Origin of the sequence: Collimonas sp. OK242, assembly GCF_900107095.1 — a bacterium.
GTDB lineage: Bacteria > Pseudomonadota > Gammaproteobacteria > Burkholderiales > Burkholderiaceae_D > Collimonas.
The window spans coordinates 111,172-131,297 of record NZ_FNOR01000010.1 but is presented as its reverse complement, the minus strand read 5'-3'; the positions used below and the strand labels follow the sequence as shown (position 1 = coordinate 131,297).

The following is a 20,126-nucleotide window of genomic DNA, read 5'->3' as shown; positions in this document are numbered from 1 at the left end:
CGGATGGCTGCGCCGGATTATAGATCGGACTGATAGGCTGGCTCACGCGGCCTCCTTGCTGTTCCTGGATTTGCTTTTCAATTTCTGCGCCAGGCCCAGGATTCCTTGCGGCATGAATAGCGTCACCAGGATGAAAATCAAGCCCAGTGCATACAGCCACAAATCGGGGAAGGCGCCGGTAAACCAGCTCTTCAAACCGTTGACAGAGAAGGCGCCGATGATCGGTCCCAGCAGCGAGCCGCGGCCGCCGACGGCTGCCCAGATCACCATTTCAATCGAATTGGCCGGCGACATCTCGGATGGATTGATGATGCCGACCTGCGGCACGTACAAGGCGCCGGCAATGCCGCACAACACCGCCGACAAGGTCCACACAAACAACTTGAACCAGAGCGGGTTATAGCCGATGAACATCAGGCGCGATTCGGAATCGCGCACCGCCTGCAGCACCCGTCCCAGCTTGGAGGTGACGATCCAGCGGCACAGCAGCAGGGCGCCGAGCAGGAAGGCCAGCGTGATCAGGTACAGTACCGCCTTGGTCGATGGCGCGGTGATCGAATACCCCAGGATGCGCTTGAAGTCGGTGAAGCCGTTGTTGCCGCCAAAGCCGGTATTGTTGCGGAAGAACAGCAGCATGAAGGCGAAGGTCATGGCTTGCGTGATGATCGAGAAATACACGCCTTTGATACGCGAGCGGAAGGCAAAGTAGCCGAACACAAAGGCCAGCACACCCGGCACCAGCACCACCAGCGCCATGCAGTACCAGAAGTTGTCGGTCAGGGACCAGAACCAGGGATAGGTTTTCCAGTCGAGGAACACCATGAAATCGGGCAGGTTGCTCTGATAGACGCCATCGCGGCCGATCGCCCGCATCAGGTACATGCCGTGGGCGTAGCCGCCCAGCGCAAAGAAGACGCCGTGGCCGAGCGAAAGGATGCCGGTGTAACCCCACACCAGGTCCAGCGCCAGCGCAGCCATGGCGTAGCACATGAACTTGCCGACCAGCGCCACGGTATAGCTGGAGATGTGCAATCCGTGGCCGGCAGGGAATGCCAGGTTGAGTATCGGCAGCAGCGCCAGGATCACGCTGCAGAAGATGATTCCGCTCCATGCCGGGCGCGAGAACAGAGGGGTTTTGGCGGCAGCGATGTTGTGCGATGCGGATAGGGTTGCGGAAGTCATTCTACGCTCCTGCCTTTCAGTGCAAACAGGCCTTGCGGACGTTTTTGAATGAAGACGATGATGAATACCAGGATCGCGATTTTGGCCAGCACCGCGCCTGCCACCGGTTCCAGGAACTTGTTGACTTCGCCCAGGCCGAAGGCGGCGATGACGGTGCCCGCCAGCTGGCCGACGCCGCCCAGCACCACCACCATGAACGAGTCGACGATATAGCCCTGGCCGAGATCCGGCCCGACATTGCCCAGTTGCGACAGCGCTACGCCGCCCAGTCCGGCGATGCCGCAGCCGAGGCCGAAGGTCATCATGTCGATCTTGCCGGTCGAGACGCCGACGCAAGACGCCATGCGGCGGTTTTGCATGACAGCCCGTACAAACAGGCCAAGCCGGGTTTTGTTCAGGATCAGCCACACTGCCAGCACCACGAACAGCGCGAAGAAAATGATCACGATGCGGTTGTACGAAAGCACCAGCGAGCCAAGCACGGTGACGCCGCCCGACATCCAGCCGGGATTGGCGACTTCGACGTTTTGCGCACCGAAAATCGAACGCACCAGCTGCATCAGCATCAGGCTGATACCCCAGGTGCAGAGCAGGGTTTCCAGCGGCCGGCCGTATAGCCAGCGCAGCACCAGCCGCTCCAGCACGATGCCGACGGCGGCAGTGACGATGAAGGCGGCCGGCAGCGCTACCAGCAGGTAGCCGTCCAGCGCTGCCGGGAAGTATTGGCGGAACAGCAGTTGGCAGACATAGGTAGTGTAGGCGCCGATCATCAGCAATTCGCCATGCGCCATGTTGATGATGCCCATCAGGCCGAAAGTAATCGCCAGTCCGAGTGCGGCCAGCAGCAGTACGCTGCCGAGCGAGATGCCGTAGAACACCTTGCCGATGAAGTCGACGGTGGCCAGATGCCGGTCCAGCACACCCAGGGTGCGTACCGCTTCGATGCGGACTGCTTCATCGGTTTCGATGTAGCTGCCGTCCGGATTCTTGTTAAGCAGGTTTTGCAGGGCGGGGCGCAGGTTGGCGTTGGTGCTGCCGGCCAGGGTTTGCACAGCGGCCTTGCGGATGGCGGCATCGGGCGAGTGCAGGTTGGCGGTGGCGATCACCTGTTGCAGGGCGGCCTGGATCTCTGGGTCGTTTTCTTTGTGGAGAGCTTTGCTGATCAGCGGGATTTGGGCTGGATCGGCGGTTTTCATCAGCTCGGTGGCGGCGGCCATGCGCAGTTTGCGGTTGGATGAAAATAATTTCAGGCCGGATAGGGCGCCTTCTACTGTGCCGCGCAGGCGGTTGTTGACGCTGACGGCTTCGGCGTCGTCGGGGGTGCTCAGGGTTTGGTCGGTGGCGGGGTTGAATGCCTTGGCGTCGTCGACGATCAATACCGTGCCGTCGGGCTGGGCATACAGCGCATCGGTGTTCAGGGCGTTGAGGATTTTTAATGCGTCGTCATTGGCCAGCGCAGCTATCTGGTTGACCGCGACAATGCGTGCGTCAGGATCGTCGCCGGCCAGCGGCTTGAGCAGCGCCGGGTCGATCTTGGCGTGCGCCAGCGCGATGTGCAGGCACAGACCAGCAATGATAAGGATTTTTCTTGAGATTTTCATCAGTCTATTTAGCGCCACCAGAAAAGCAGTTAAATGGGGTCAGAGTTTTTTTTTCGCGTCCTTTGCGAAAATTACTCTGACCCCATTTAACGGGCTACGGAGTACGTATCGTTGCATTCGACGGGTACTTAAACGTTCGCTACTCCGTGGATACATGCCGGGGCTAGCCCGGCAGTGGTCACATTTTTGATGCGCTGGCGTCAGAGCTTTTGCTTGCTTTCATTACCAGCGATATACGGACTCCAAGGCTGGGCGCGGATCGTTGTCTTTGTTTTGTTCACCACATTAAACTGACCGTCAGCCTTGATTTCACCAATCATTACCGGTTTGTGCAGGTGATGATTCGTAGCGTCCATTTCCAATTCATAACCAGACGGGGCTTTGAATTTCTGGCCGGACATGGCGGCGATGACTTTGTCCGTATCCGTGGACTTCGCTTTTTCTACGGCTTGTTTCCACATGTAGATGCCGACATAGGTTGCTTCCATCGGATCGTTGGTGACTACGGTGCTGGCGTTCGGCAGGTTCTTGGCGAGTGCGTAGGCTTTCCATTTCTTGATGAAGGCGGTGTTGACGGGATTTTTCACCGATTCAAAATAATTCCATGCCGCCAGGTGGCCTACCAGCGGCTTGGCATCGACGCCGCGCAGCTCTTCTTCACCGACCGAGAACGCTACTACCGGGACGTCCGTGGCTTTCAGGCCGGCATTGCCCAGTTCTTTGTAGAACGGCACGTTGGAGTCGCCGTTGATGGTCGAGATCACAGCGGTTTTGCCGCCGGCGGAGAATTTCTTGATGTTGGCGACGATGGTTTGGTAATCGGAGTGGCCGAACGGTGTGTAGACTTCGTCGATATCCGTATCCTTCACGCCTTTGCTATGCAGGAAGGCGCGCAGGATCTTGTTGGTGGTGCGCGGATACACGTAATCGGTGCCGAGCAGCACGAAGCGCTTGGCGCCGCCGCCTTCTTTCGACATCAGATATTCAGTCGCCGGGATCGCTTGCTGATTTGGCGCAGCGCCGGTGTAGAAGACGTTTTTCTCCAGCTCTTCACCTTCATATTGCACCGGATAAAACAGCAGGCTGTTGAGTTCCTTGAATACCGGCAGCACCGATTTGCGCGATACCGAAGTCCAGCAGCCGAATACCACCGATACCTTGTCTTGAGAAATCAGCTGGCGCGCCTTCTCGGCAAACAGCGGCCAGTTGGAGGCGGGATCGACCACTACCGGTTCCAGCTTCTTGCCTAATACGCCGCCGTTGGCATTGATCTCTTCGATCGCCATCAGGGCCACATCTTTCAGCGACGTTTCCGAGATGGCCATGGTGCCGGACAAGGAGTGCAGAACACCTACCTTGATGGTGTCCGCAGCAAATGCGGATGGTAGCCATGCGCTGGCGGCAAGTGCGAAAGCACCGAGTGCGGTAGCTTTCAAAAGGGTGCGACGTGACATGAATTTCTCCTGGTGAGCGATAAAAACAGAAACACAAAAATAAGCACGGACTAAGAAAGCAGGTAAGGGGGGCAAATCAGATGCTGGGAATGCGCTGATTGCGTAATAGCTTTAGCAGAATGCATGCCAGTGAAGAGGGCGGCGCGATGCGCCGGTTCCAGGAGGGCTTACTTGAATTTTGAGCAGTGCTGGCGCAAACGAGATTGCCGGCGCCCGAATTTGGTGAGGTGAGATGTTGGCGTTGCTTGAGTGCACCAGTGTGGTGCCGGCTAATGCGATGGCGCGGTGCCGTTGTAAAAATGAACTCGATTAGTGCAAAAATCCGGAGCAACTCAGGTCGCCCCGGATTTTTTCCGCGTCGTCGATTGGACGGCGCGCTTGGTTCAGGGAACGATAGTAGTAAACAAATAGACGGCAAAAATCACCAGATGGACAGTACCTTGCATGACTGTGGTGCGTCCGGTGCCGAGTGACAAAGTGGCGACGATAAACGACAGCAGCAACAGCACGGTGGATTTGATATCCAGGCCCAGCGACAAGGTCCAGCCGGTAGACAGCGAGACGATAGCCACCGCCGGAATGGTCAGGCCGATACTGGCTAGCGCCGAGCCCAGCGCCAGGTTGAGGCTGGTCTGGAGGCGATTGGCGCGCGCTGCATGCACGGCGGCCAAGGCTTCCGGCAGCAGCACTACGGCGGCAATGATGATGCCGACCAGGGTCTTGGGCGCGCCGACGCTTGCCACGGCGGTTTCCAGGGGCGGCGCCAGCGCCTTCGCCAGCAGAACCACCGCGCCCAGGCAAACCAGCAGCAGGGCAGCGCTGATAGCCGCTACCTTGTTCGACGGCGGCGCCGCATGGACATCTTCATCGTTGACCGCTTCCTCCGGCAGGAAGTAGTCGCGGTGGCGCACGGTTTGCACCAGTACGAAGGTGCCGTAGAGTATCAACGAGATGATGGCGATGAACGCCAGCTGGCTAGGACTGTAGAACGGCCCCGCCGCGGTCGAGGTGTAGTTAGGCAGTACCAGTGTCAGCACCGCAATTGCCGCCAGCGTGGCGAGCGAGGCGCTGACGCCCAGCAAGCCGAAGCTTTGTTCCTTATGGCGGCTGGCGCCGACCAGCAGGCAGATGCCGACGATACCGTTGAGAATTATCATGATGGCGGCAAACACCGTATCGCGTGCCAGCCCCGTGGTTTCTTCGCCGCCGGCCAGCATCAGCGATACGATCAGCGCCACTTCAATCAATGTCACCGCCAGCGCCAGCACCAGGGTGCCGTAAGGTTCGCCCACCCGATGCGCCACTACCTCGGCGTGATATACCGCTGCCAGCACGCTGCCGAGCAAGCCGGCCACGAGTAATATTGTATAACTGCTGCCGAGATTAAAACTCGCGCCGCCAAGAAAGAGCCAACCGGCGAGCGGAGTCGCAATGGACCATATGGGGAGTGCCGGGGAAATTTTCATATGCCGATTTGACACGTATCAGACATTTTTGGCAAGTGTTGATTGATTGCCATCCATGCAGGCGAGCATCCAGGACGCGCCAGAATCCCGGCCCGGTCATTTCCAGAGAATGCCGCTCAGGCCTGGCAGGCAGCTGCGCAGTGCGCGTAGATCGCCTGGTACAAGGCGCCGACGCTAGTCTCATCCCGTTTCTTCGCGGAGAGATGCAGGAAGCGGACATTGGCGATTTGCGCCGACAGTGCCGCCATGATGGCGCGCCCTGCAGTGCCTTGAAGATTGTCGATCAGTAGCAGCACCGGCAATTCGGGATTCCTGGTTCGGGCTGCATGAATGCTTGAAATCAGATTCCTGTCTGACCGCCATTGATCTGCTTGTATCGCAAATACGGCCAACTCTGCCGTCGCCAGTGCGTACAGTGAACCCGCGTCTTCCAGCTGCGGCATGCTGATGACGATATCGTGATACTCCATTTTTGCCGACACCAGTTCATTGGCAATGTTCATGGCGGGAATTTCGCGTGTTTCCGCCCCCGATTTGATTGCCGTCGCCAGCCAGCCATCAGTGGCAACCGTCGTCTTGTAGATAAGCAGTACATTGCGGCCGGCGCGCGCCCGGCGCCGCGCGATCGCTGCCGCCATTGAATCGGCAAGGTCGGATGTGGCGGACAGCTCTTGCGATGCGATAGTCAGTATCATGAGAGCGTCATCGCACAAGACCGAGCAGCCTGGATTCGCCGGCGACGGAGAATGCGGACTTCGCAGCTTTCCCGGCAATCGGGATCGCTTTCAGTTTTTCCAGCGCCTTGGCCAGTTTGAGGCGACCCGGCGCGGACATAGGCGTCATTGGCAGGCGCAGTTCGTCCAGCATCTGCCCTTGCATGGCCAGGGCAGCTTTCACGGGGCCGGGATTCGGCTCCGAAAACAGCAGCTGTATCATCGGCAACAGCTGCCTGAACAGGGTCCGCGCCGGGCCGATTTGTCCGGCGCGCACCAGTTCAAACAGATGCACAAACAAGTCCGGCCGTATATGCGCGGCGGCGGAAATGGCGCCATGCCCACCCAGGCAGAGCGTGTTGAACAACAAGGCGTCATCGCCGCACAAGATGTTCAGATCCGTGTGGTTGATCAATTCCATGGTCTGCGCCAGATTGCCGCCGCACTCCTTGACTGCCGCGATATTCGCGTGGCGTTCCAGTGCGATCACGGTGGCGACATCAATATTGACGCCGGTCCTGGCCGGAATGTTGTACAGGATGACCGGACTCTCGGCCGCGTTCGCCACCGCCTCGAAGTGCAAGCGTATGCCTTCTTGCGAGGGGCGCACATAAGACGGCGCCGAGACCAGGAAACCGGCTGGCCGCAGTGCGTTCAGGCGCGCGATTTTTTCCGCGACTACCCGTGTGTCGCTGCCGCTGACGCCCATCACAACGGGGCAACGGTGTTGCACGGCTTCCATCACGCCGCACAACATCCTGTCTTGCTCATGCTCGTTCAATGTCGCCGCTTCGCCGGTAGTGCCGCAGGCCACCAGGCCGTGCACGCCGGCAGCGGACAAGCTCAGGGCTAGTTGCTGCGCACTGTAAAGATCGAGTTTGCCTTGTCGGAAAGGCGTGACGAGGGGAACCCAGATGCCTTCAAAGGTGGACATGATGATGTTTTGTTTTCAGTAGGTGAGTGAAAGTTTCGATGCAGATGGTGACGTTCATGCCGGCGTCAGCGGCGTAATGCGGCCAAATTCTGCCTGCGGCAAGGCCCGCATGATGTTGCCGATGACAGCGTCAACCGAGGTCTTGCTCAGGCACAGCCAGAATTTCATCTTGCTGGCGTGGTCGACCGGCTTGATCCGCATATAGACCATCAGGTCGCCGCAGGTACTGACGATGACGCGCCGCAGCTCAGCCACGGAAGCGGCATCCACCGTGATGCACATCATGAGATCTTTTTGGCTGGGGAGCGTTTGCTTGCGATTGGAGCTTAGCGGGATGGGCAAGGCGGGAGCCTGGGTTTTTTTTGAAACGGCCGCGGGAAGCGAAGAAAAGCGCCATGCCGACGATGCTGAAATTACCTGATTCATAGAGGATGTCTACTGGTCGTTTTGGTGATTACAGATTAGCAGGGGGGGCGTAAAGATTCTCTAAAAAGGGATGACGGGCTTGTAAACATTACGTAAAAACGTCGCGTAAAAATTGCTATGGGCCGGCCTTCGGCAGGCCATACAGGCAAACCAGGCTGGTCAATGCCAGCATCTGTTTGCTGCGGACCAGATGTTTCATTTGCCGGCCGCCAGCCGCCGCCGGTCCAGGGGTTTCAGGTCGGCCTCCATATGGCTGGCCAGATGATCGATGAATACCCGCATTTTGGGCGCCAGATAACGGGTCGGCAGGTATTGTATGAAGGCTGTGCCCTGATAGGCGGCGACGAATTCCCAATCGGTGAGCACGGCTTTTACCAGGCCTTGCTCAAGGGCGTTGCGCACGATGAAATAGGGCAGGCAGCCGATACCCAGATTTTGCAGCACGCCTTCCAGCCGCGCTTCACTGTGATTGACGACATAGCGTCCGCTGACCTTGATGATGGTGGTTTCACCCTGGCGCATGAAGCGCCAGTCGGAATCTCCCGCGGTTTCGCCGAGGTAAAGGCAGCTGTGGCCGCACAGGTCTTGCGGCTGTTTGGGTGTGCCGTGCTGGGCCAGATAGCTGGGGGTAGCGCACAGCACCTGGTCGATCGACATCAGCGGCCGCGCCACCAGGCCGTCGGCTGGCTGGCTGGTGATGCGGATCACCAGGTCGGCATCGTCATTGATCAAGTCGACGTGGCGATCGGTCAGAATAAGTTGCACATCGACTTGCGGATATTTTTCCAGGAAACCTGGTATCAGGGGAGTAACCACCGATTTGCCGAAGGCTTTCGGCATGCCGACCCGCAGCAGGCCCTGCGGCACCGCCACGAATTTATCGGCGACGTCCATCGCCGCCTTGGCCGCGTTCACCATTTCCAGGCAGCGCTGATAAGCCTCGCTGCCGGATTCGCTCAGGCGCAGCTTGCGCGTGGTGCGCTCTAGTAATCTGACCGATAATGCCTGTTCGAGACGCGATACCTGGCGGCTGACAGCCGAGGGCGTCATGCCCAGCTCGAGGGCCGCCGTCGAAAAGCTGCCGGTTTCCACCACCCGCACAAACACCGCCATGTCAGGCATCAGCTTGATATATCGGTTAGCTCCCATTTATTCCCGTCGCGCATAAGTGTTGTTCTGAATTGATAGATTATCGTATTTGCCGGAATAAAACATAATAACTATCGATAACGATGTCTTTATTCGTATTTGTCGAGGTATTCGTCATTATTTTGTCCTTATTAATTCACTCATGCCATCCAGTACCGGAGCGCCTATGATTCAGCCGCTAAAAAGAATACGCAGTATCGACGACCTGAAACTGGTCGCCGGCCAGTGCGAGCATGTCCTGACTTTATTCAGTGGCGGACTGGATAGCACTTACGCCTTGAAATGCCTGGTCGACAGCGGTTGCCGCGTCACGGCGCTGACTGTCGATCTGGGCGAGGGCGTCGACGCCGCGGACCTGCAACAGATCACCTCGCATTTTGGCGCCGAATTGCTGGTGATCGATGGCCGGCAAGCGTTTGCCGAGGATGCCGTGCTGCCGGCGATTCGCGCCAATGCCAAGTATATGGGCATCTATCCGATCAGTTCGTCGCTGTCGCGTCCTATCATCGCCCGCTTCGCGGTTGAAACCGCGTTGCGCCTGGGCTGCAACGCCATCGTCCATACCGCCAATCAGTCGCAGAACACGCTGCGTCGTTTGAATGGCGCGATCGCCCAACTCGGCTATGCCGGTTATTACGGCACGCCATATGAATACACCGCGATTTCGCGCGAAGAGAAAATCGAAGCCTTGCGCGCTGCCGGCCTGCCGCACTTCCAGGCACGCGGCATCAGCGGCGACGCCAATCTGTGGTGCCGTGAATTCGAATCCGGTTCGCTCGATAATCCGGAATCGTTCTGGGTGCCGGAATCGCTGTTTGATTGGACCGCCGCGCTCGATCCGGCGCCTGCCAGCGTAGAAATCTCGCTCAGGTTTGATGCAGGCTGTCCGGTTGCCATCGATGGCGAGGCTTTGCCGTTGCTGGAATTGATCGCGCGTCTTAACCAGCGCGTCGGTGCGTTTGGCATAGGCCGTTATTGCGGCCTGGAACACCTGGAGCAGGGCGAGAAGGTGCTGGAAGTGCGCGAAGCGCCGGCCGCGATGGCTTTGCTGGAAGCGTATCGACACCTGGAAACGGCAGTGCTGGACGCCGAACTGCTGCGCGAAAAACTCAAGATGGAACAGCTGTGGGTGCGCGAAGCGATCGAAGGCCGCTGGTTCACACCGTTGCGCGCAGCGACAGACCGCTTCATCCTCGAAACCGCGCAGCATGTCAGCGGCACTGTCAATTACCGTTTGCGTGCCGGCGCCGCCGATGTCTGCGCGATCCGGGCCGATGCGCCGCTGTACCTGACCGACCGCGATAGCTGGGAAAAAGAAATTGCCGCGCAACGTTCCAGCCGTCACTTGTCGTTGTCTTCCCATTCTGTATTGGACGCGAGCAAGCTGCTGGCCGAGGAAAATTAAATGGAAATCGAGGCCTCGGCGCCAATCAAGATTGCGCCGCTCATCATTAATCATCTCAGCGGCGAGCTGCGCAGCCGGCTGTTCACCGTGCTCCCCGGCCGCGCCGTGCAAGCTGCCTGCGATGTCGATCTTGCGGCCTGGAACCAGTTCGCGGCTTGCTGGAACAACCTGCCGCAAGATAAATACATGGGCGACAACGGCAGTTATCGATTCCGCCGTTACGGTGCATTCGAGCTGGACGCGGCCGACGGCGTGCTGCAGCAACTGCCGCATGGACCTTACGTACAGCCGAGCTACATCAATAAACTCAATGGTGACGTCGCGCGTCATTTCGAGCCGCTGGAGCGGCACTTTGTCGATAACCCTTTCCTGTCCGGCTTGCTGCTGTCTCTGGCGCTGGTGTTTGACCAGGTCGAGGGCGGCAGCGGCAAATGGGATATCCGCCTGCATCCTTACCGGATACGCGCCAGTTCCCATGCGCCCGGCAATCCGACGCCGGAAGGATTGCATCGCGACGGCGTCGATTACATCGTCACCATGATGGTGCGCCGTCACAACGTGGCCGGCGGTGAAACCTATATTACCGATGTTGCCGGCAAACTGATGTGCCGTTATACCTTGACCGATCCTATGGACTTGGTGCTGGCTGACGATGCCCGCACCATGCACGGGGTGACCAAGGTGTTGCCGTTTGAAGAAAAACGCGAGGCATTCAGAGATGTACTGGTGATTGCCTACACCAGAATATCCTAGCGCAACAGGCCTGACCAATATCCTCGGTGCTCCCGCCGTTTGTTCCGCTCAGCCTCCACCTAAGCGGAACGTTTTTTTCTTAACTGATAGCGCTGTTAGCGCTATCTGGAGTAAAGCGAAGTGACAAATTTATCTGCCGGCGATTCTGCCAAATCCTCTGCCAATTCTTCCGCCAAAGGCCTCTGGATCGCCGATTTGCTGTTATTGCTGGTCGCGATAGTGTGGGGTACCAGCTATGGTGTGGCCAAGGATGCGTTGGTGTTTTACCCGGTACTGGGTTTTGTGGCGATTCGGTTTTGCATGACTTTCGTATTGTTGCTACCTAGTTTGCGTCAACTGGCCAGGCCGGAAGGCAGGGCCGCGTTGCGGGCGGGATTGCCGCTGGGTCTGATTCTGCTTGCCATCTTCATTTGCGAGACCTTCGGCGTGGCCTTGACCCAGGCCTCGAATGCCGCTTTCCTGATCAGCCTGTGCGTGGTCTTTACCCCGTTCGTGGAGTGGCTGGTGATGGCGCAGCGCCCTAAGGCCAGCGCGTTCGTGGTGGCTTTCATCTCGCTCTTCGGCACCTGGCTGCTGACCATTGGCAGCGATCTGACTTTCAATCCGGGAGACGGCCTGATGCTGGCGGCGGCCTTGATGCGCGCCTTCATGATGGTCATGACCAAGCGCCTGACGGTCAATAAAAACATGTCCAACCTGACCTTGACCGCGGTGCAGTCCGGGGTGGTGGGGTTTGGCTGTTTGCTGGTTGCCGGCTTGTTCATGCAGGGCGGCCTGCCGCCCCTGCCCAGCGAACCCAGCTTCTGGGTGAGTACGGTTTACCTGGTGTTGTTTTGCACGATATTTGCTTTTTTTGCACAGAACTATGGCGTCCGGCGCAGCAACCCCACCCGGGTTTCTCTGTTGATGGGAAGCGAGCCGGTTTTCGGTGCGCTATTCGCTTCTTTTTGGCTGGGCGAAAAACTCGGTACGCTGTCCTGGATCGGCGGCGCGCTGATTGTCGGCGCAACTTTGTGGGCGACCTTGCCGCGTTCGGTGTTTAATTTTGCCGCGTTTTTTTCGACGCGCAGTATCAAGCAGGAAAGTGCGCCTGTCATCGGCATCGGCGCCGATTCGAATCAGTAAGCATGCAGGTTTTATCGATAGCGCAGTGCGGGCGGCGTCGTCTTTCATCTGTTCTATTTGGCGACGATGAGGCGGCAGTGAATGTGTTGACGGGATGGTGCCTGCGTACGGAGAACCTGACATGAATAAAACGAATTTAGCCTGGATTGCTGCAGCGCTTGCTTTGGGCGCCGGCGGCATATACGCCGCTTGCTCGGCCGACGATTCGATAGCGCAAGCCAAGACACGGAATGTGCTTGCGGCGCAGGACGGCAGCATCTTTTTATCCAGCCCGATGGCGACCAGTTCTGCCACATCGGCGATTTCATCACCGGCGTCGTCGAGCAAAGTGCAAGATGCTGTCAATATCAATCCGTTCGGAAAATAGCCACCGCAGGTTCAACTGCTTTGAACCGGCCAGGCAATGAAAGAAGAATCAGCAATGACCGCATATCTGCAGCGACAAGACCGGCTGGCGCTGGTGACCCGGGCCACGGCAAACGTTACCGGCAAACGATTCTGTTCACATCATCAGGGCGAAGTTGCCGTCGCGGATGGCGATTTCGTGTTGCGCAACAAATCCAGGCGCTGGATCTGTTTTCGCTGCCAGGAGCGCAGCCAGCTGCGCCGCGATGCAATTGAAAAAGGGTCGGATAATCGACTTTAGCGAAACGCCGCGAGCGGATCGTAATGCGATTCCAGGCTGCTATCCTGATTTTTGCCGGCGGCTCCCTTCTTGTTAAAGTTGACCGAGGTGACACGCCATTCGCCGCGCTGCAGCTGCCAGCCGTGTATGACTTTTTGCCAGCCGGGTTTCAGGTAAAGCTGGTTGCTCCGCTCCAGCTCCCAATGACCGGCTTCCCATACATACCAGCCGCCTACATAATTCCAGAATCCAGGGCTCCAGACCAGGCCGGCGCGCGGACTGGGTTCAAATTCATCTTTCGGCGCCGGCGGCGCATTTCTGAGCGTTACATTGCTTACGACCTGGATTTTTTGCGGCGGATGGATAAAAGCTGAAAATCGGCCGGCAATGATTGCTGCGATGCTGAGAGGATATTTCAATTTGCGCTCCTGAATGGGTTCAGTGCTATCGATTGTACGAAGCGAAGCCGGCAAAATTGTGTCCCGTGCATTTGCTTACACTTTTCACATTTGTCTTACAGCCTAGTTGCGCTATATCGGCCAGGTGCCAAGCGCCGCCACGGTGGAATTCTCCTATGGAACATCGTGGTTTAATAAGGTTTCCGGCAGGGTCGCGCCAACAGAAAAAATATTGCTAATAAATCAATGCAACATGTTTTTGCACAGCCGGAGTAGTGGATTTCGAGGATTGCAAGCGCAAAATATTGTCTGTTTGTTTCACAGTGTGTCGGCAGCGCTTGGGCTATATTACTGAAACCTTACTGAATCGAAGCGCCGCCAATTTCAAAACAAGGAGACGTCATGGCACTGAGCCGCCGCGTAACATTTTTCCATTCGCCGAATACGCGTTCCACGGGCGCCCGCATCCTGCTCGAAGAACTGGGAGCCGACTACGAGCTGCATGCCCTCAACCTGAAAGCAGGAGAGCAGCGCGGGCAGGCATATCTGGCGATCAATCCCATGGGTAAAGTGCCTGCGGTACGGCACGGCGAGGCGTTGATCACCGAGCAGGTCGCGGTCTTCCTGTACCTGGCCGATTTGTATCAGGACGCCGGATTGGCGCCGGCCCTGGGCGATCCGCTGCGCGGCCCGTATCTGCGCTGGATGGTGTACTACGGCTCTTGCTTCGAGCCGGCCGTGGTCGACCGTGCGCAAAAGCATCCGCCTGCGGCGCCATCGACCTGTCCCTATGGCGATTTCGAGACCATGCTGAAGACCTTGACCGATCAGCTTGAGAAGGGACCGTATATCCTGGGAGAGAAATTCAGCGCCGCCGATATTTTATGGGGCACGGCATTAAAGTGGACTACGGGTTTCCAGCTGGTGCCGATGTCGCCGGTGATCCAGGCCTACATCGACAGGATCAATGCCCGGCCGGCAGTGCGGCGCGTCGCCGCGCTTGAGGCTGAACTGGCCGCACAGCAAGCAAAACAGCTTGAATCAAAAGCGTGAAAAGCGAATCGCGCTTATAGCGCTTGCTATCCCGCTGAAACAGGGATTGCCTGTTCCACCCAAAAATTTTAAGAAAACGGAGTTTGCCTTGAATATTGTCACCAGCCTGCTGATTGCTTTGGTCGCCTTATTGCACGTTTATTTTCTGGTTCTCGAAATGTTCTTGTGGGATAAACCTTTCGGCATCAAGACTTTCAGGCTTACGCCGGAATTCGCCGCCGCCTCGAAAGCGCTGGCCGCCAATCAGGGTTTGTATAACGGCTTCCTGGCTGCAGGCCTGGCTTGGGGCCTGTGCATGGGGGCGCCAGGGTTTGCAATCAAGGTCTTTTTCCTGGCATGCGTGATCGTTGCCGGCATCTTCGGCGCAGTTACCGTCAGCCGCAAGATCCTGTACATTCAAGCCGTGCCGGCAGCCGTCGCGCTGGCTCTGCTGGCGGTCAGCCGATAACGCTGCTTTTACCCGGGAATTATTGACGCTCCAGGCGTGTCGCCAGCACGGCGGCACGCAATGCGTGCAGTGCACTTTGCAGTACTGCGGAAATATCCGGATGCCGGACTATCTCATCTTCGCCGAGATGCGAACCGAGGATGGGTACCGTGACCGACGCTGCATCGACAATCCGAGCCGACATCATCGTCACGATTTCTGTTAAAGAGGCGTGAGCGTGCACCGCCCTTGGCGAGGCGTTCAGCAATGCCACCGGCTTGAGAACAAAAGCCTCGCAACCCACCATCCAGTCGAGCGCGTTCTTCATGACGCCAGTGATGCCGTGCGCATACTCCGGGCTGGCGATCAGCAAGGCGTCGGCGGCAACGATCTGAGTACGCAAGTCCGCTACGGCAGCCGGGTCGCTGGCTTCGATATCGGGATTGAACAACGGTAAATCGCCCAGGCCGCGGTACAGCGTTACGCTGACGCCGGCCGGCGCCAGACGCGCCATGGCACGGAGCAGGGCAGAGTTATGAGAGGCCGCGCGTAGGCTGCCCGAGATTGCGAGGAATTTCATGGTGCCCAGGGAAATGTGCAAGGGCGTCCATTATGCCGGCATGCATGATGAATTGCTGCCGGCCAAGGATTTTCTTGTCTATTTCGCGGGAGCAGCTTGTGTTGCCGGGTCGGCAGCGTGCTCTGCAGCAGCCTGGTCAGCGGCTTTCTTGTTAGCCAGGTGGCGTCCCGCGACACAACCGCCAACCGCGCCGATCACCGCGTGATGGCCAGCGTAATGGCCGGCTACCGCGCCCACCGCAGCACCCTTCAGGCAACCCTTGGCGCTGGCGCCGCCGGCCGTACCAGCCAGTGCCAGCGCGCATAAGGTTACTGCTAGGATTTTCGAGTTCATGGTTTTTCCTTTGAGAGATGAAGAGGCCTGTGGCGGATCATACCGATCATTAACGCACTGGGCTGGGCAAGCGGTTGACAAGGCCTGACGGAAAGACGCTGGCGACGTAATTGTTCACCTTTCAAATGGATAGATCAAGTGCCGAATCCGGCCGAGCCGATCTGGCAGATGCCTTGGCAAGTGGTTTGTGCACCGACGTATCAGGGATGGACAGGACCGCTGTACACGCCAAATTAAATGCTGAAATTGTCGATTTCTTTGACCGAAAATTGCCCAAACCGGACTGAGCGAGCTTTCGCAGCGCATCTTTTACTCGTTCCGACGCTTCCGGTTATAGAATTGAAGTTTTCACGAACGGATACTTCAATGCCAAGCTCCACCCATATCGGCGCTGCAGCCGCCATTCAAAGCCTCACTACCTGGACTGCGGTGGATGGCCGCGACGCGATTCAAAAGACTTTCAAGTTTGCCGATTTCAATGCCGCCTTTGGTTTCATGACCCAGGTGGCCTTGCTGGCAGAAAAAATGGACCATCATCCGGAGTGGTCGAATGTCTATAATCGCGTGGCGGTGGTGCTGACTACCCATGATGCGAACGGCGTCACCGACCTTGATGTACATCTGGCGCAATTCATGGACCGTCACGCCGGCGCTGCCGTCAAAAATTGAGTCAAAAATTGAATGAGCATGCGAAGCCGCCCGGGACCGGCATGACAGATGGCGCAGCTCCGGCCGTCGTGTTGATTACCGGCGCCGCCAAGCGGGTCGGGCGCGTGATTGCCGAACGGTTTGCGCAAGCGGGTTATGCTGTGGTGGTGCATTACGGCAGCTCGCAACAGGAGGCGCTGGATACGGTGCAGGCGATCGAAGCCGGGGGCGGCATTGCCGTCGCCCAGCAAGCGGACCTGCAGTCGCCGGATCAACTGACGGCAATGATGGCCGCCATCTATGCCAGGTTCGGCCGGCTGGATGTACTGGTCAATTGCGCTGCGATTTTTTTCCCGGATACGCTGGCCGATTTTGCGCTGGAAGATCTGGAGCGCTCGTGGCAGGTGAATTGCCGCGCGCCGCTGCTGCTGACCCAGGCGTTTCACCAGCATGCCAGGGAACGCTCGCAGCAGGGAGTGGTGATCAACGTGGTGGACCAGAAGGTGCACGCCAATTTTCATCCCGAGGATTTCAGTTACACCGTGGCTAAAGCTGCGTTGGGGAACCTGACCGCGATGCTGGCCATGTCGGCCGCGCCGGTGCTGCGCGTCAATGCGCTGTACCCCGGTTTGATGACGACCAGCGGCGATCAGAGCCAGGCCGATTTCGAATATTCTTCGGTTCGCTCAACACCGCTCGGTTACATCGCCCCGATTACGGAAATAGCCGACGCCATATTGTTGCTGACCAGGCCATCTTTTAACGGCGCTGAATTTGTCGTGGATGCGGGACAAAACCTGGTGCGGGTAGAGCGCGACGTGATTAATTTATATCGGGCTCCATAAGAAGTTTGACTAGATTTTAAGTTGATTTGTAAGGAAATCGCCGGCAGCGCGACCAAGCACCATGGAACACGATCAGCCAGGAGACTCAAGTGCAAATCCTTAATAATGTGACAAACAAGCTCGCGCTGACTGCGCTTGCACTCGGTATTTCTTCCCTTGCCCAGGCGCAGGACTATACGGCGCAAAGTCCGGCCTACCGGGTGGCGCTGGTCGAACTGTATTCCAGCGAGGGCTGCAATAGTTGTCCGCCGGCCGACCAATGGCTGGCCAGGCTTGGCGCCCAAGCCAGGCCGGACAAGGTTGTGCCACTCGCCCTGCATGTCGATTATTGGGATAATCTCGGCTGGAAGGATAGTTTCGGCGATCACCGCTTTACCGTGCGGCAGCAGGAATTGGCGGCATTTACCAAAAACCGCGTGGTGTATACGCCGGAAATATTTGTTGGCGGCCGCGAATTACGGCACTGGAGTGCGAAAAGCGACTTTGACGCTGCGGCCGGAAAAATTGCAGAGCAACCGTCGCCGGCCGACATTGCCATCAAATTGACAGGTACGGCAGCGCGCACGTTTGCTTTGTCGGCCAAGGTCAAGTTGCGGCAGCCCTCCAAGGATGGGCACAATGCTTACATTGCCGTCTACGAAAACCAGCTGGTATCCAACATTGCGGCGGGTGAGAACGGTGGCGTGACACTGCATCACGACTATGTTGTGCGGCGTTGGCTGGGCCCGTTTGCGCTGAAAGACGGCGCGGTGCAGATCAATCAAAAAATCGCGCTTGACGGCATCGGCGCCGACGTTCGCGCGGATCGTTTCGGCATTGTTGCCTTCGTCCAGAATGCGAGCAGTGGCGAAGTGTTGCAGGTGGCAAGGCTGGCGCTTGATCACTGATTGCACCGTTGAAGGGTGACAAAAAACCTGGTTCAGGAAATTGCCAGCGCGGCCTCCACCGCCAGCCCGATTTCCAGGATCTTCCTATCGTTGCCGCCTGCACCAGCCAGCATCAATCCGACCGGCGCCTCGCCAGCGGCATGGCAGGGCAGCGACAGCGCACAGCCATCGAGAAAATTGATCACGGACGGATTGCGCAAGATCAGGCCGTTGGCAGCGTAATACGCGTCGTCGCTGGCTTCCAGGGCGGCGATGGCAGGCGCCACGACCGGCACGGTTGGCATCAGCAGCGCATCGTAGCCGGAGATCCTGCGTTCGACGGCCGCTATCCATTGCTTGCGTGACGCGAACAGGTCGATCAGGTCGGCCGCGCTGATATCCTTGCCGCGCAAGATGCGTGAAATCACGCGTGGATCGTAGGCGGCGGCGCGCTCGGCAATCAGCGTCCGATGCCAGGCATAGGCTTCGGCGCCGGAAAATCCGCCTTTCGCATTGATTGCAGCCAGTGCGGCAAATTCGGGTATCTCGATTTCTTCAATCAGCGCGCCGGCTGCCTGCAGTCGCCGCCGTGCGTTGGCGAATGCTGCTGCTACTTGACTGTCAACTCCGTCCAGCACCAGCGTGGTCGGCAGCGCAAGACGCAAACCATGCAGGGAAAATGGCGTCAGCTCTGGCGCCGGTTCGCCGGCCAGGATTGCATCGAGGGTGGCGCAGCAGGCGACGCTGTTAGCGATAGGGCCAATCGAATCCAATTGCGTCGACAGCGGCAATACTCCCTGCAACGAAACCCGGCGCGCAGTCGGCTTGAAACCGGTCAGTCCGCACAGTGCGGCCGGAATCCGCACCGAGCCGCCGGTATCGGAACCGATGGCGGCGACCGCCATGGCGTCGCTGACCGAGACTGCGGCGCCGGACGAGGAGCCGCCCGGGATGCGGCCGTTGGCTCTGTCCCAGGGATTGCGCGGGGTGCCGTAATGGGGATTGATGCCGAGGCCGGAATAGGCAAATTCGGTCATGTTAGTGCGGCCGACGATGACTGCGCCGGCTGCCGTCAGGCGCTGCACCACCAGTGCGCTGGCGGCGGCCGGCGCTGCATCGCGCAAGGCCACCGAGCCGGCGCGCGTGGTGCTGCCGGCGACATCGAACAAATCCTTGACCGAAATCGGCAAGCCGTCTATCGGCGAGCGTACCTGGCCGCTGGCGCGTAGCAGATCGGATGCTTGCGCCGCGGCACGCGCTGCCGTGGCATAAATTTCGGTGAACACCCGGCTGCCTTCGCCGGACGGTGCGAGCGCCCGTTCGAGTGCCGCTTCGGTGAGAGCCGCCGAACTGACGCTATTCTTGCGCAAGGCTTCAGACAGGGTGTGCAGGGTAGGGGGGGGCGTGGTAGTCATGCGGCCTCGGGAAATGAATGAAATCTGATATCTGAAATCTGGCTTAGGCAACTTCCGGCAATACTTCAACCTGGTAATGATGGCGCAAGCTGCGTTGCCGGCGCGGATCGAACAGTTCCATTGTAAATGACTGCGCCGGACGGATGCCGCCGATTGCGGCGACGGTGCCGCAGGTCATGCCGCTGCCCGCAGGCAGCATGCCGCCGCCGGTGTAGCCGGCGATCAGATCCTGCGGGGTGCGCAGCGACGCCAGCGGGCCTTCCTGATACAGCAGCTGTTCACCGTTTTCTTCGATGTAGGAACGGATTACCAGTTCGTCCCAATAGTCGGCTACCTCGGCCAGACGCCAGGCGCCGGTGGCGACCGGTTTCACGCATGCCTGTTTCGACAGCGCTACGCTATGCGCCTCCAGCTTGCGGTCGGTGTGGTCGGAAGCGATGCTGACGTACAGTTCGCCGTCCACGGCGAAGACAAAGGTTTCCACTTCGCCCGATGAATCGGGGCCGACTACCTGCACCTGCCGCGCCTGGGTCAGCTGGTTGCTGGCGATGCGGTAATACAAGGGGACGGCGCTCGGACGCGAGATGCCGAGTGCGGCGAGTTCTTCGATGTGGTGTTCGATGGCGGCGTGGTCGCGCCCGGCCCAGCCGGCTACGATCAGGGTGTGGATGTCGGTGTCGAGCCGGCGCGGGCCTTGTTTGGTATCGATTTGAAAGGAGATGTGCATG

General features: G+C 58.4%; 23 protein-coding genes. 10 read left to right on the top strand and 13 right to left on the bottom strand.

Annotation, left to right across the window (positions count from 1 at the left end):
* Window positions 1-42: 42 nt before the first annotated feature.
* The 8 genes from urtC to BLV81_RS12945 all read right to left on the bottom strand — a co-directional run bounded on the left by urtC (window position 43) and on the right by BLV81_RS12945 (window position 8,925).
* Window positions 43-1,182 (bottom strand): urea ABC transporter permease subunit UrtC, encoded by a 1,140-nt coding sequence (gene urtC / locus BLV81_RS12980; protein ID WP_092356721.1) that lies wholly within the window; start codon window positions 1,180-1,182, stop codon window positions 43-45.
* On the bottom strand, window positions 1,179-2,783 hold the full coding sequence (gene urtB, locus BLV81_RS12975; protein WP_092356718.1) for an urea ABC transporter permease subunit UrtB: 1,605 nt from the start codon (window positions 2,781-2,783) through the stop codon (window positions 1,179-1,181). Before urtB ends, urtC begins: the two co-directional genes overlap by 4 nt.
* Window positions 2,784-2,983: 200 nt before the next feature.
* Window positions 2,984-4,237: an urea ABC transporter substrate-binding protein gene (gene urtA, locus BLV81_RS12970; protein WP_092356715.1), complete on the bottom strand. Its 1,254-nt coding sequence runs from the start codon at window positions 4,235-4,237 to the stop codon at window positions 2,984-2,986.
* A 383-nt stretch (window positions 4,238-4,620) separates the two neighbouring features.
* Window positions 4,621-5,703 carry a calcium:cation antiporter gene (locus BLV81_RS12965; RefSeq protein WP_092356712.1) on the bottom strand — a complete coding sequence of 361 codons (1,083 nt, stop codon included), beginning with the start codon at window positions 5,701-5,703 and terminating at the stop codon, window positions 4,621-4,623.
* A gap of 116 nt (window positions 5,704-5,819) precedes the next feature.
* Window positions 5,820-6,398, bottom strand: a complete 579-nt coding sequence (locus BLV81_RS12960; protein WP_092356709.1) for a hypothetical protein — start codon at window positions 6,396-6,398, stop codon at window positions 5,820-5,822.
* A gap of 7 nt (window positions 6,399-6,405) precedes the next feature.
* The gene (gene dapA, locus BLV81_RS12955; protein WP_092356706.1) at window positions 6,406-7,350 is read right to left on the bottom strand and encodes a 4-hydroxy-tetrahydrodipicolinate synthase; all 945 of its coding nucleotides are present in this window, start codon (window positions 7,348-7,350) and stop codon (window positions 6,406-6,408) included.
* 54 nt (window positions 7,351-7,404) lie between these two features.
* Window positions 7,405-7,635, bottom strand: coding sequence for a hypothetical protein (locus tag BLV81_RS12950; RefSeq protein ID WP_092356703.1), 231 nt, complete (start codon window positions 7,633-7,635; stop codon window positions 7,405-7,407).
* Between the two features lie 336 nt (window positions 7,636-7,971).
* Window positions 7,972-8,925: a LysR family transcriptional regulator gene (locus BLV81_RS12945; RefSeq protein ID WP_092356701.1), complete on the bottom strand. Its 954-nt coding sequence runs from the start codon at window positions 8,923-8,925 to the stop codon at window positions 7,972-7,974.
* Window positions 8,926-9,091: 166 nt separating this feature from the next.
* On the opposite strand from BLV81_RS12945, the gene BLV81_RS12940 reads away from it, so the two are divergent.
* From BLV81_RS12940 to BLV81_RS12920, 5 genes are all read left to right on the top strand, one after another.
* A complete protein-coding gene (locus BLV81_RS12940) occupies window positions 9,092-10,330 on the top strand; it encodes an argininosuccinate synthase-related protein (RefSeq protein WP_092356698.1) in 1,239 nt (412 codons plus the stop codon).
* Complete coding sequence (locus BLV81_RS12935) at window positions 10,331-11,083, top strand: 2OG-Fe dioxygenase family protein (RefSeq protein ID WP_092356696.1); 753 nt, start codon at window positions 10,331-10,333, stop codon at window positions 11,081-11,083.
* A gap of 120 nt (window positions 11,084-11,203) precedes the next feature.
* The gene (locus tag BLV81_RS12930) at window positions 11,204-12,208 is read left to right on the top strand and encodes a DMT family transporter (RefSeq protein ID WP_255365178.1); all 1,005 of its coding nucleotides are present in this window, start codon (window positions 11,204-11,206) and stop codon (window positions 12,206-12,208) included.
* A gap of 121 nt (window positions 12,209-12,329) precedes the next feature.
* Window positions 12,330-12,575, top strand: coding sequence for a hypothetical protein (locus BLV81_RS12925; RefSeq protein WP_092356693.1), 246 nt, complete (start codon window positions 12,330-12,332; stop codon window positions 12,573-12,575).
* 54 nt (window positions 12,576-12,629) lie between these two features.
* Window positions 12,630-12,854, top strand: a complete 225-nt coding sequence (locus tag BLV81_RS12920) for a hypothetical protein (RefSeq protein WP_143036332.1) — start codon at window positions 12,630-12,632, stop codon at window positions 12,852-12,854.
* On the opposite strand, the gene BLV81_RS12915 is transcribed toward BLV81_RS12920, so the two are convergent.
* A complete protein-coding gene (locus tag BLV81_RS12915; RefSeq protein ID WP_143036331.1) occupies window positions 12,851-13,252 on the bottom strand; it encodes a hypothetical protein in 402 nt (133 codons plus the stop codon). The two genes, BLV81_RS12920 and BLV81_RS12915, sit on opposite strands and share 4 nt — an antisense overlap.
* A gap of 381 nt (window positions 13,253-13,633) precedes the next feature.
* Here BLV81_RS12915 and BLV81_RS12910 point away from each other — a divergent pair, with 381 nt between their 5' ends.
* Together BLV81_RS12910 and BLV81_RS12905 are read left to right on the top strand one after the other, a co-directional pair.
* Complete coding sequence (locus tag BLV81_RS12910) at window positions 13,634-14,284, top strand: glutathione S-transferase family protein (RefSeq protein ID WP_092356684.1); 651 nt, start codon at window positions 13,634-13,636, stop codon at window positions 14,282-14,284.
* A gap of 88 nt (window positions 14,285-14,372) precedes the next feature.
* Window positions 14,373-14,732: a DUF1304 domain-containing protein gene (locus BLV81_RS12905; protein ID WP_218134275.1), complete on the top strand. Its 360-nt coding sequence runs from the start codon at window positions 14,373-14,375 to the stop codon at window positions 14,730-14,732.
* A 19-nt stretch (window positions 14,733-14,751) separates the two neighbouring features.
* On the opposite strand, the gene BLV81_RS12900 is transcribed toward BLV81_RS12905, so the two are convergent.
* Together BLV81_RS12900 and BLV81_RS12895 are read right to left on the bottom strand one after the other, a co-directional pair.
* Window positions 14,752-15,291 carry an NADPH-dependent FMN reductase gene (locus BLV81_RS12900; protein WP_092356681.1) on the bottom strand — a complete coding sequence of 180 codons (540 nt, stop codon included), beginning with the start codon at window positions 15,289-15,291 and terminating at the stop codon, window positions 14,752-14,754.
* Between the two features lie 78 nt (window positions 15,292-15,369).
* Window positions 15,370-15,624, bottom strand: a complete 255-nt coding sequence (locus BLV81_RS12895) for a hypothetical protein (RefSeq protein WP_092356678.1) — start codon at window positions 15,622-15,624, stop codon at window positions 15,370-15,372.
* A gap of 333 nt (window positions 15,625-15,957) precedes the next feature.
* Here BLV81_RS12895 and BLV81_RS12890 point away from each other — a divergent pair, with 333 nt between their 5' ends.
* The 3 genes from BLV81_RS12890 to BLV81_RS12880 all read left to right on the top strand — a co-directional run bounded on the left by BLV81_RS12890 (window position 15,958) and on the right by BLV81_RS12880 (window position 18,004).
* Window positions 15,958-16,293 (top strand): 4a-hydroxytetrahydrobiopterin dehydratase, encoded by a 336-nt coding sequence (locus BLV81_RS12890; protein WP_369823879.1) that lies wholly within the window; start codon window positions 15,958-15,960, stop codon window positions 16,291-16,293.
* A 41-nt stretch (window positions 16,294-16,334) separates the two neighbouring features.
* Complete coding sequence (locus BLV81_RS12885; RefSeq protein ID WP_176992836.1) at window positions 16,335-17,117, top strand: SDR family oxidoreductase; 783 nt, start codon at window positions 16,335-16,337, stop codon at window positions 17,115-17,117.
* Window positions 17,118-17,206: 89 nt separating this feature from the next.
* Window positions 17,207-18,004 (top strand): DUF1223 domain-containing protein, encoded by a 798-nt coding sequence (locus BLV81_RS12880; RefSeq protein WP_092356669.1) that lies wholly within the window; start codon window positions 17,207-17,209, stop codon window positions 18,002-18,004.
* Between the two features lie 32 nt (window positions 18,005-18,036).
* Here the strand turns inward: BLV81_RS12880 and BLV81_RS12875 are convergent, their stop codons facing one another.
* Window positions 18,037-19,398, bottom strand: a complete 1,362-nt coding sequence (locus BLV81_RS12875; protein WP_092356666.1) for an amidase — start codon at window positions 19,396-19,398, stop codon at window positions 18,037-18,039.
* Between the two features lie 43 nt (window positions 19,399-19,441).
* Window positions 19,442-20,125 (bottom strand): DUF2848 domain-containing protein, encoded by a 684-nt coding sequence (locus tag BLV81_RS12870; protein ID WP_092356664.1) that lies wholly within the window; start codon window positions 20,123-20,125, stop codon window positions 19,442-19,444.
* Window position 20,126: the final 1 nt, after the last annotated feature.

Excerpts from the sequence above, each read along its gene's own strand:
- BLV81_RS12920 (WP_143036332.1), top strand. The coding sequence starts at position 12,630 with ATGACCGCATATCTGCAGCGACAAGACCGGCTGGCGCTGGTGACCCGG.
- BLV81_RS12950 (WP_092356703.1), bottom strand. The coding sequence starts at position 7,635 with ATGATGTGCATCACGGTGGATGCCGCTTCCGTGGCTGAGCTGCGGCGC.
- BLV81_RS12875 (WP_092356666.1), bottom strand. The coding sequence starts at position 19,398 with ATGACTACCACGCCCCCCCCTACCCTGCACACCCTGTCTGAAGCCTTG.
- BLV81_RS12965 (WP_092356712.1), bottom strand. The coding sequence starts at position 5,703 with ATGAAAATTTCCCCGGCACTCCCCATATGGTCCATTGCGACTCCGCTC.
- urtB (WP_092356718.1), bottom strand. The coding sequence starts at position 2,783 with ATGAAAATCTCAAGAAAAATCCTTATCATTGCTGGTCTGTGCCTGCAC.
- dapA (WP_092356706.1), bottom strand. The coding sequence starts at position 7,350 with ATGTCCACCTTTGAAGGCATCTGGGTTCCCCTCGTCACGCCTTTCCGA.
- BLV81_RS12870 (WP_092356664.1), bottom strand. The coding sequence starts at position 20,125 with ATGCACATCTCCTTTCAAATCGATACCAAACAAGGCCCGCGCCGGCTC.
- BLV81_RS12940 (WP_092356698.1), top strand. The coding sequence starts at position 9,092 with ATGATTCAGCCGCTAAAAAGAATACGCAGTATCGACGACCTGAAACTG.
- BLV81_RS12895 (WP_092356678.1), bottom strand. The coding sequence starts at position 15,624 with ATGAACTCGAAAATCCTAGCAGTAACCTTATGCGCGCTGGCACTGGCT.
- BLV81_RS12900 (WP_092356681.1), bottom strand. The coding sequence starts at position 15,291 with ATGAAATTCCTCGCAATCTCGGGCAGCCTACGCGCGGCCTCTCATAAC.
- urtC (WP_092356721.1), bottom strand. The coding sequence starts at position 1,182 with ATGACTTCCGCAACCCTATCCGCATCGCACAACATCGCTGCCGCCAAA.
- BLV81_RS12945 (WP_092356701.1), bottom strand. The coding sequence starts at position 8,925 with ATGGGAGCTAACCGATATATCAAGCTGATGCCTGACATGGCGGTGTTT.
- BLV81_RS12885 (WP_176992836.1), top strand. The coding sequence starts at position 16,335 with ATGACAGATGGCGCAGCTCCGGCCGTCGTGTTGATTACCGGCGCCGCC.
- urtA (WP_092356715.1), bottom strand. The coding sequence starts at position 4,237 with ATGTCACGTCGCACCCTTTTGAAAGCTACCGCACTCGGTGCTTTCGCA.
- BLV81_RS12925 (WP_092356693.1), top strand. The coding sequence starts at position 12,330 with ATGAATAAAACGAATTTAGCCTGGATTGCTGCAGCGCTTGCTTTGGGC.
- BLV81_RS12935 (WP_092356696.1), top strand. The coding sequence starts at position 10,331 with ATGGAAATCGAGGCCTCGGCGCCAATCAAGATTGCGCCGCTCATCATT.
- BLV81_RS12960 (WP_092356709.1), bottom strand. The coding sequence starts at position 6,398 with ATGATACTGACTATCGCATCGCAAGAGCTGTCCGCCACATCCGACCTT.
- BLV81_RS12910 (WP_092356684.1), top strand. The coding sequence starts at position 13,634 with ATGGCACTGAGCCGCCGCGTAACATTTTTCCATTCGCCGAATACGCGT.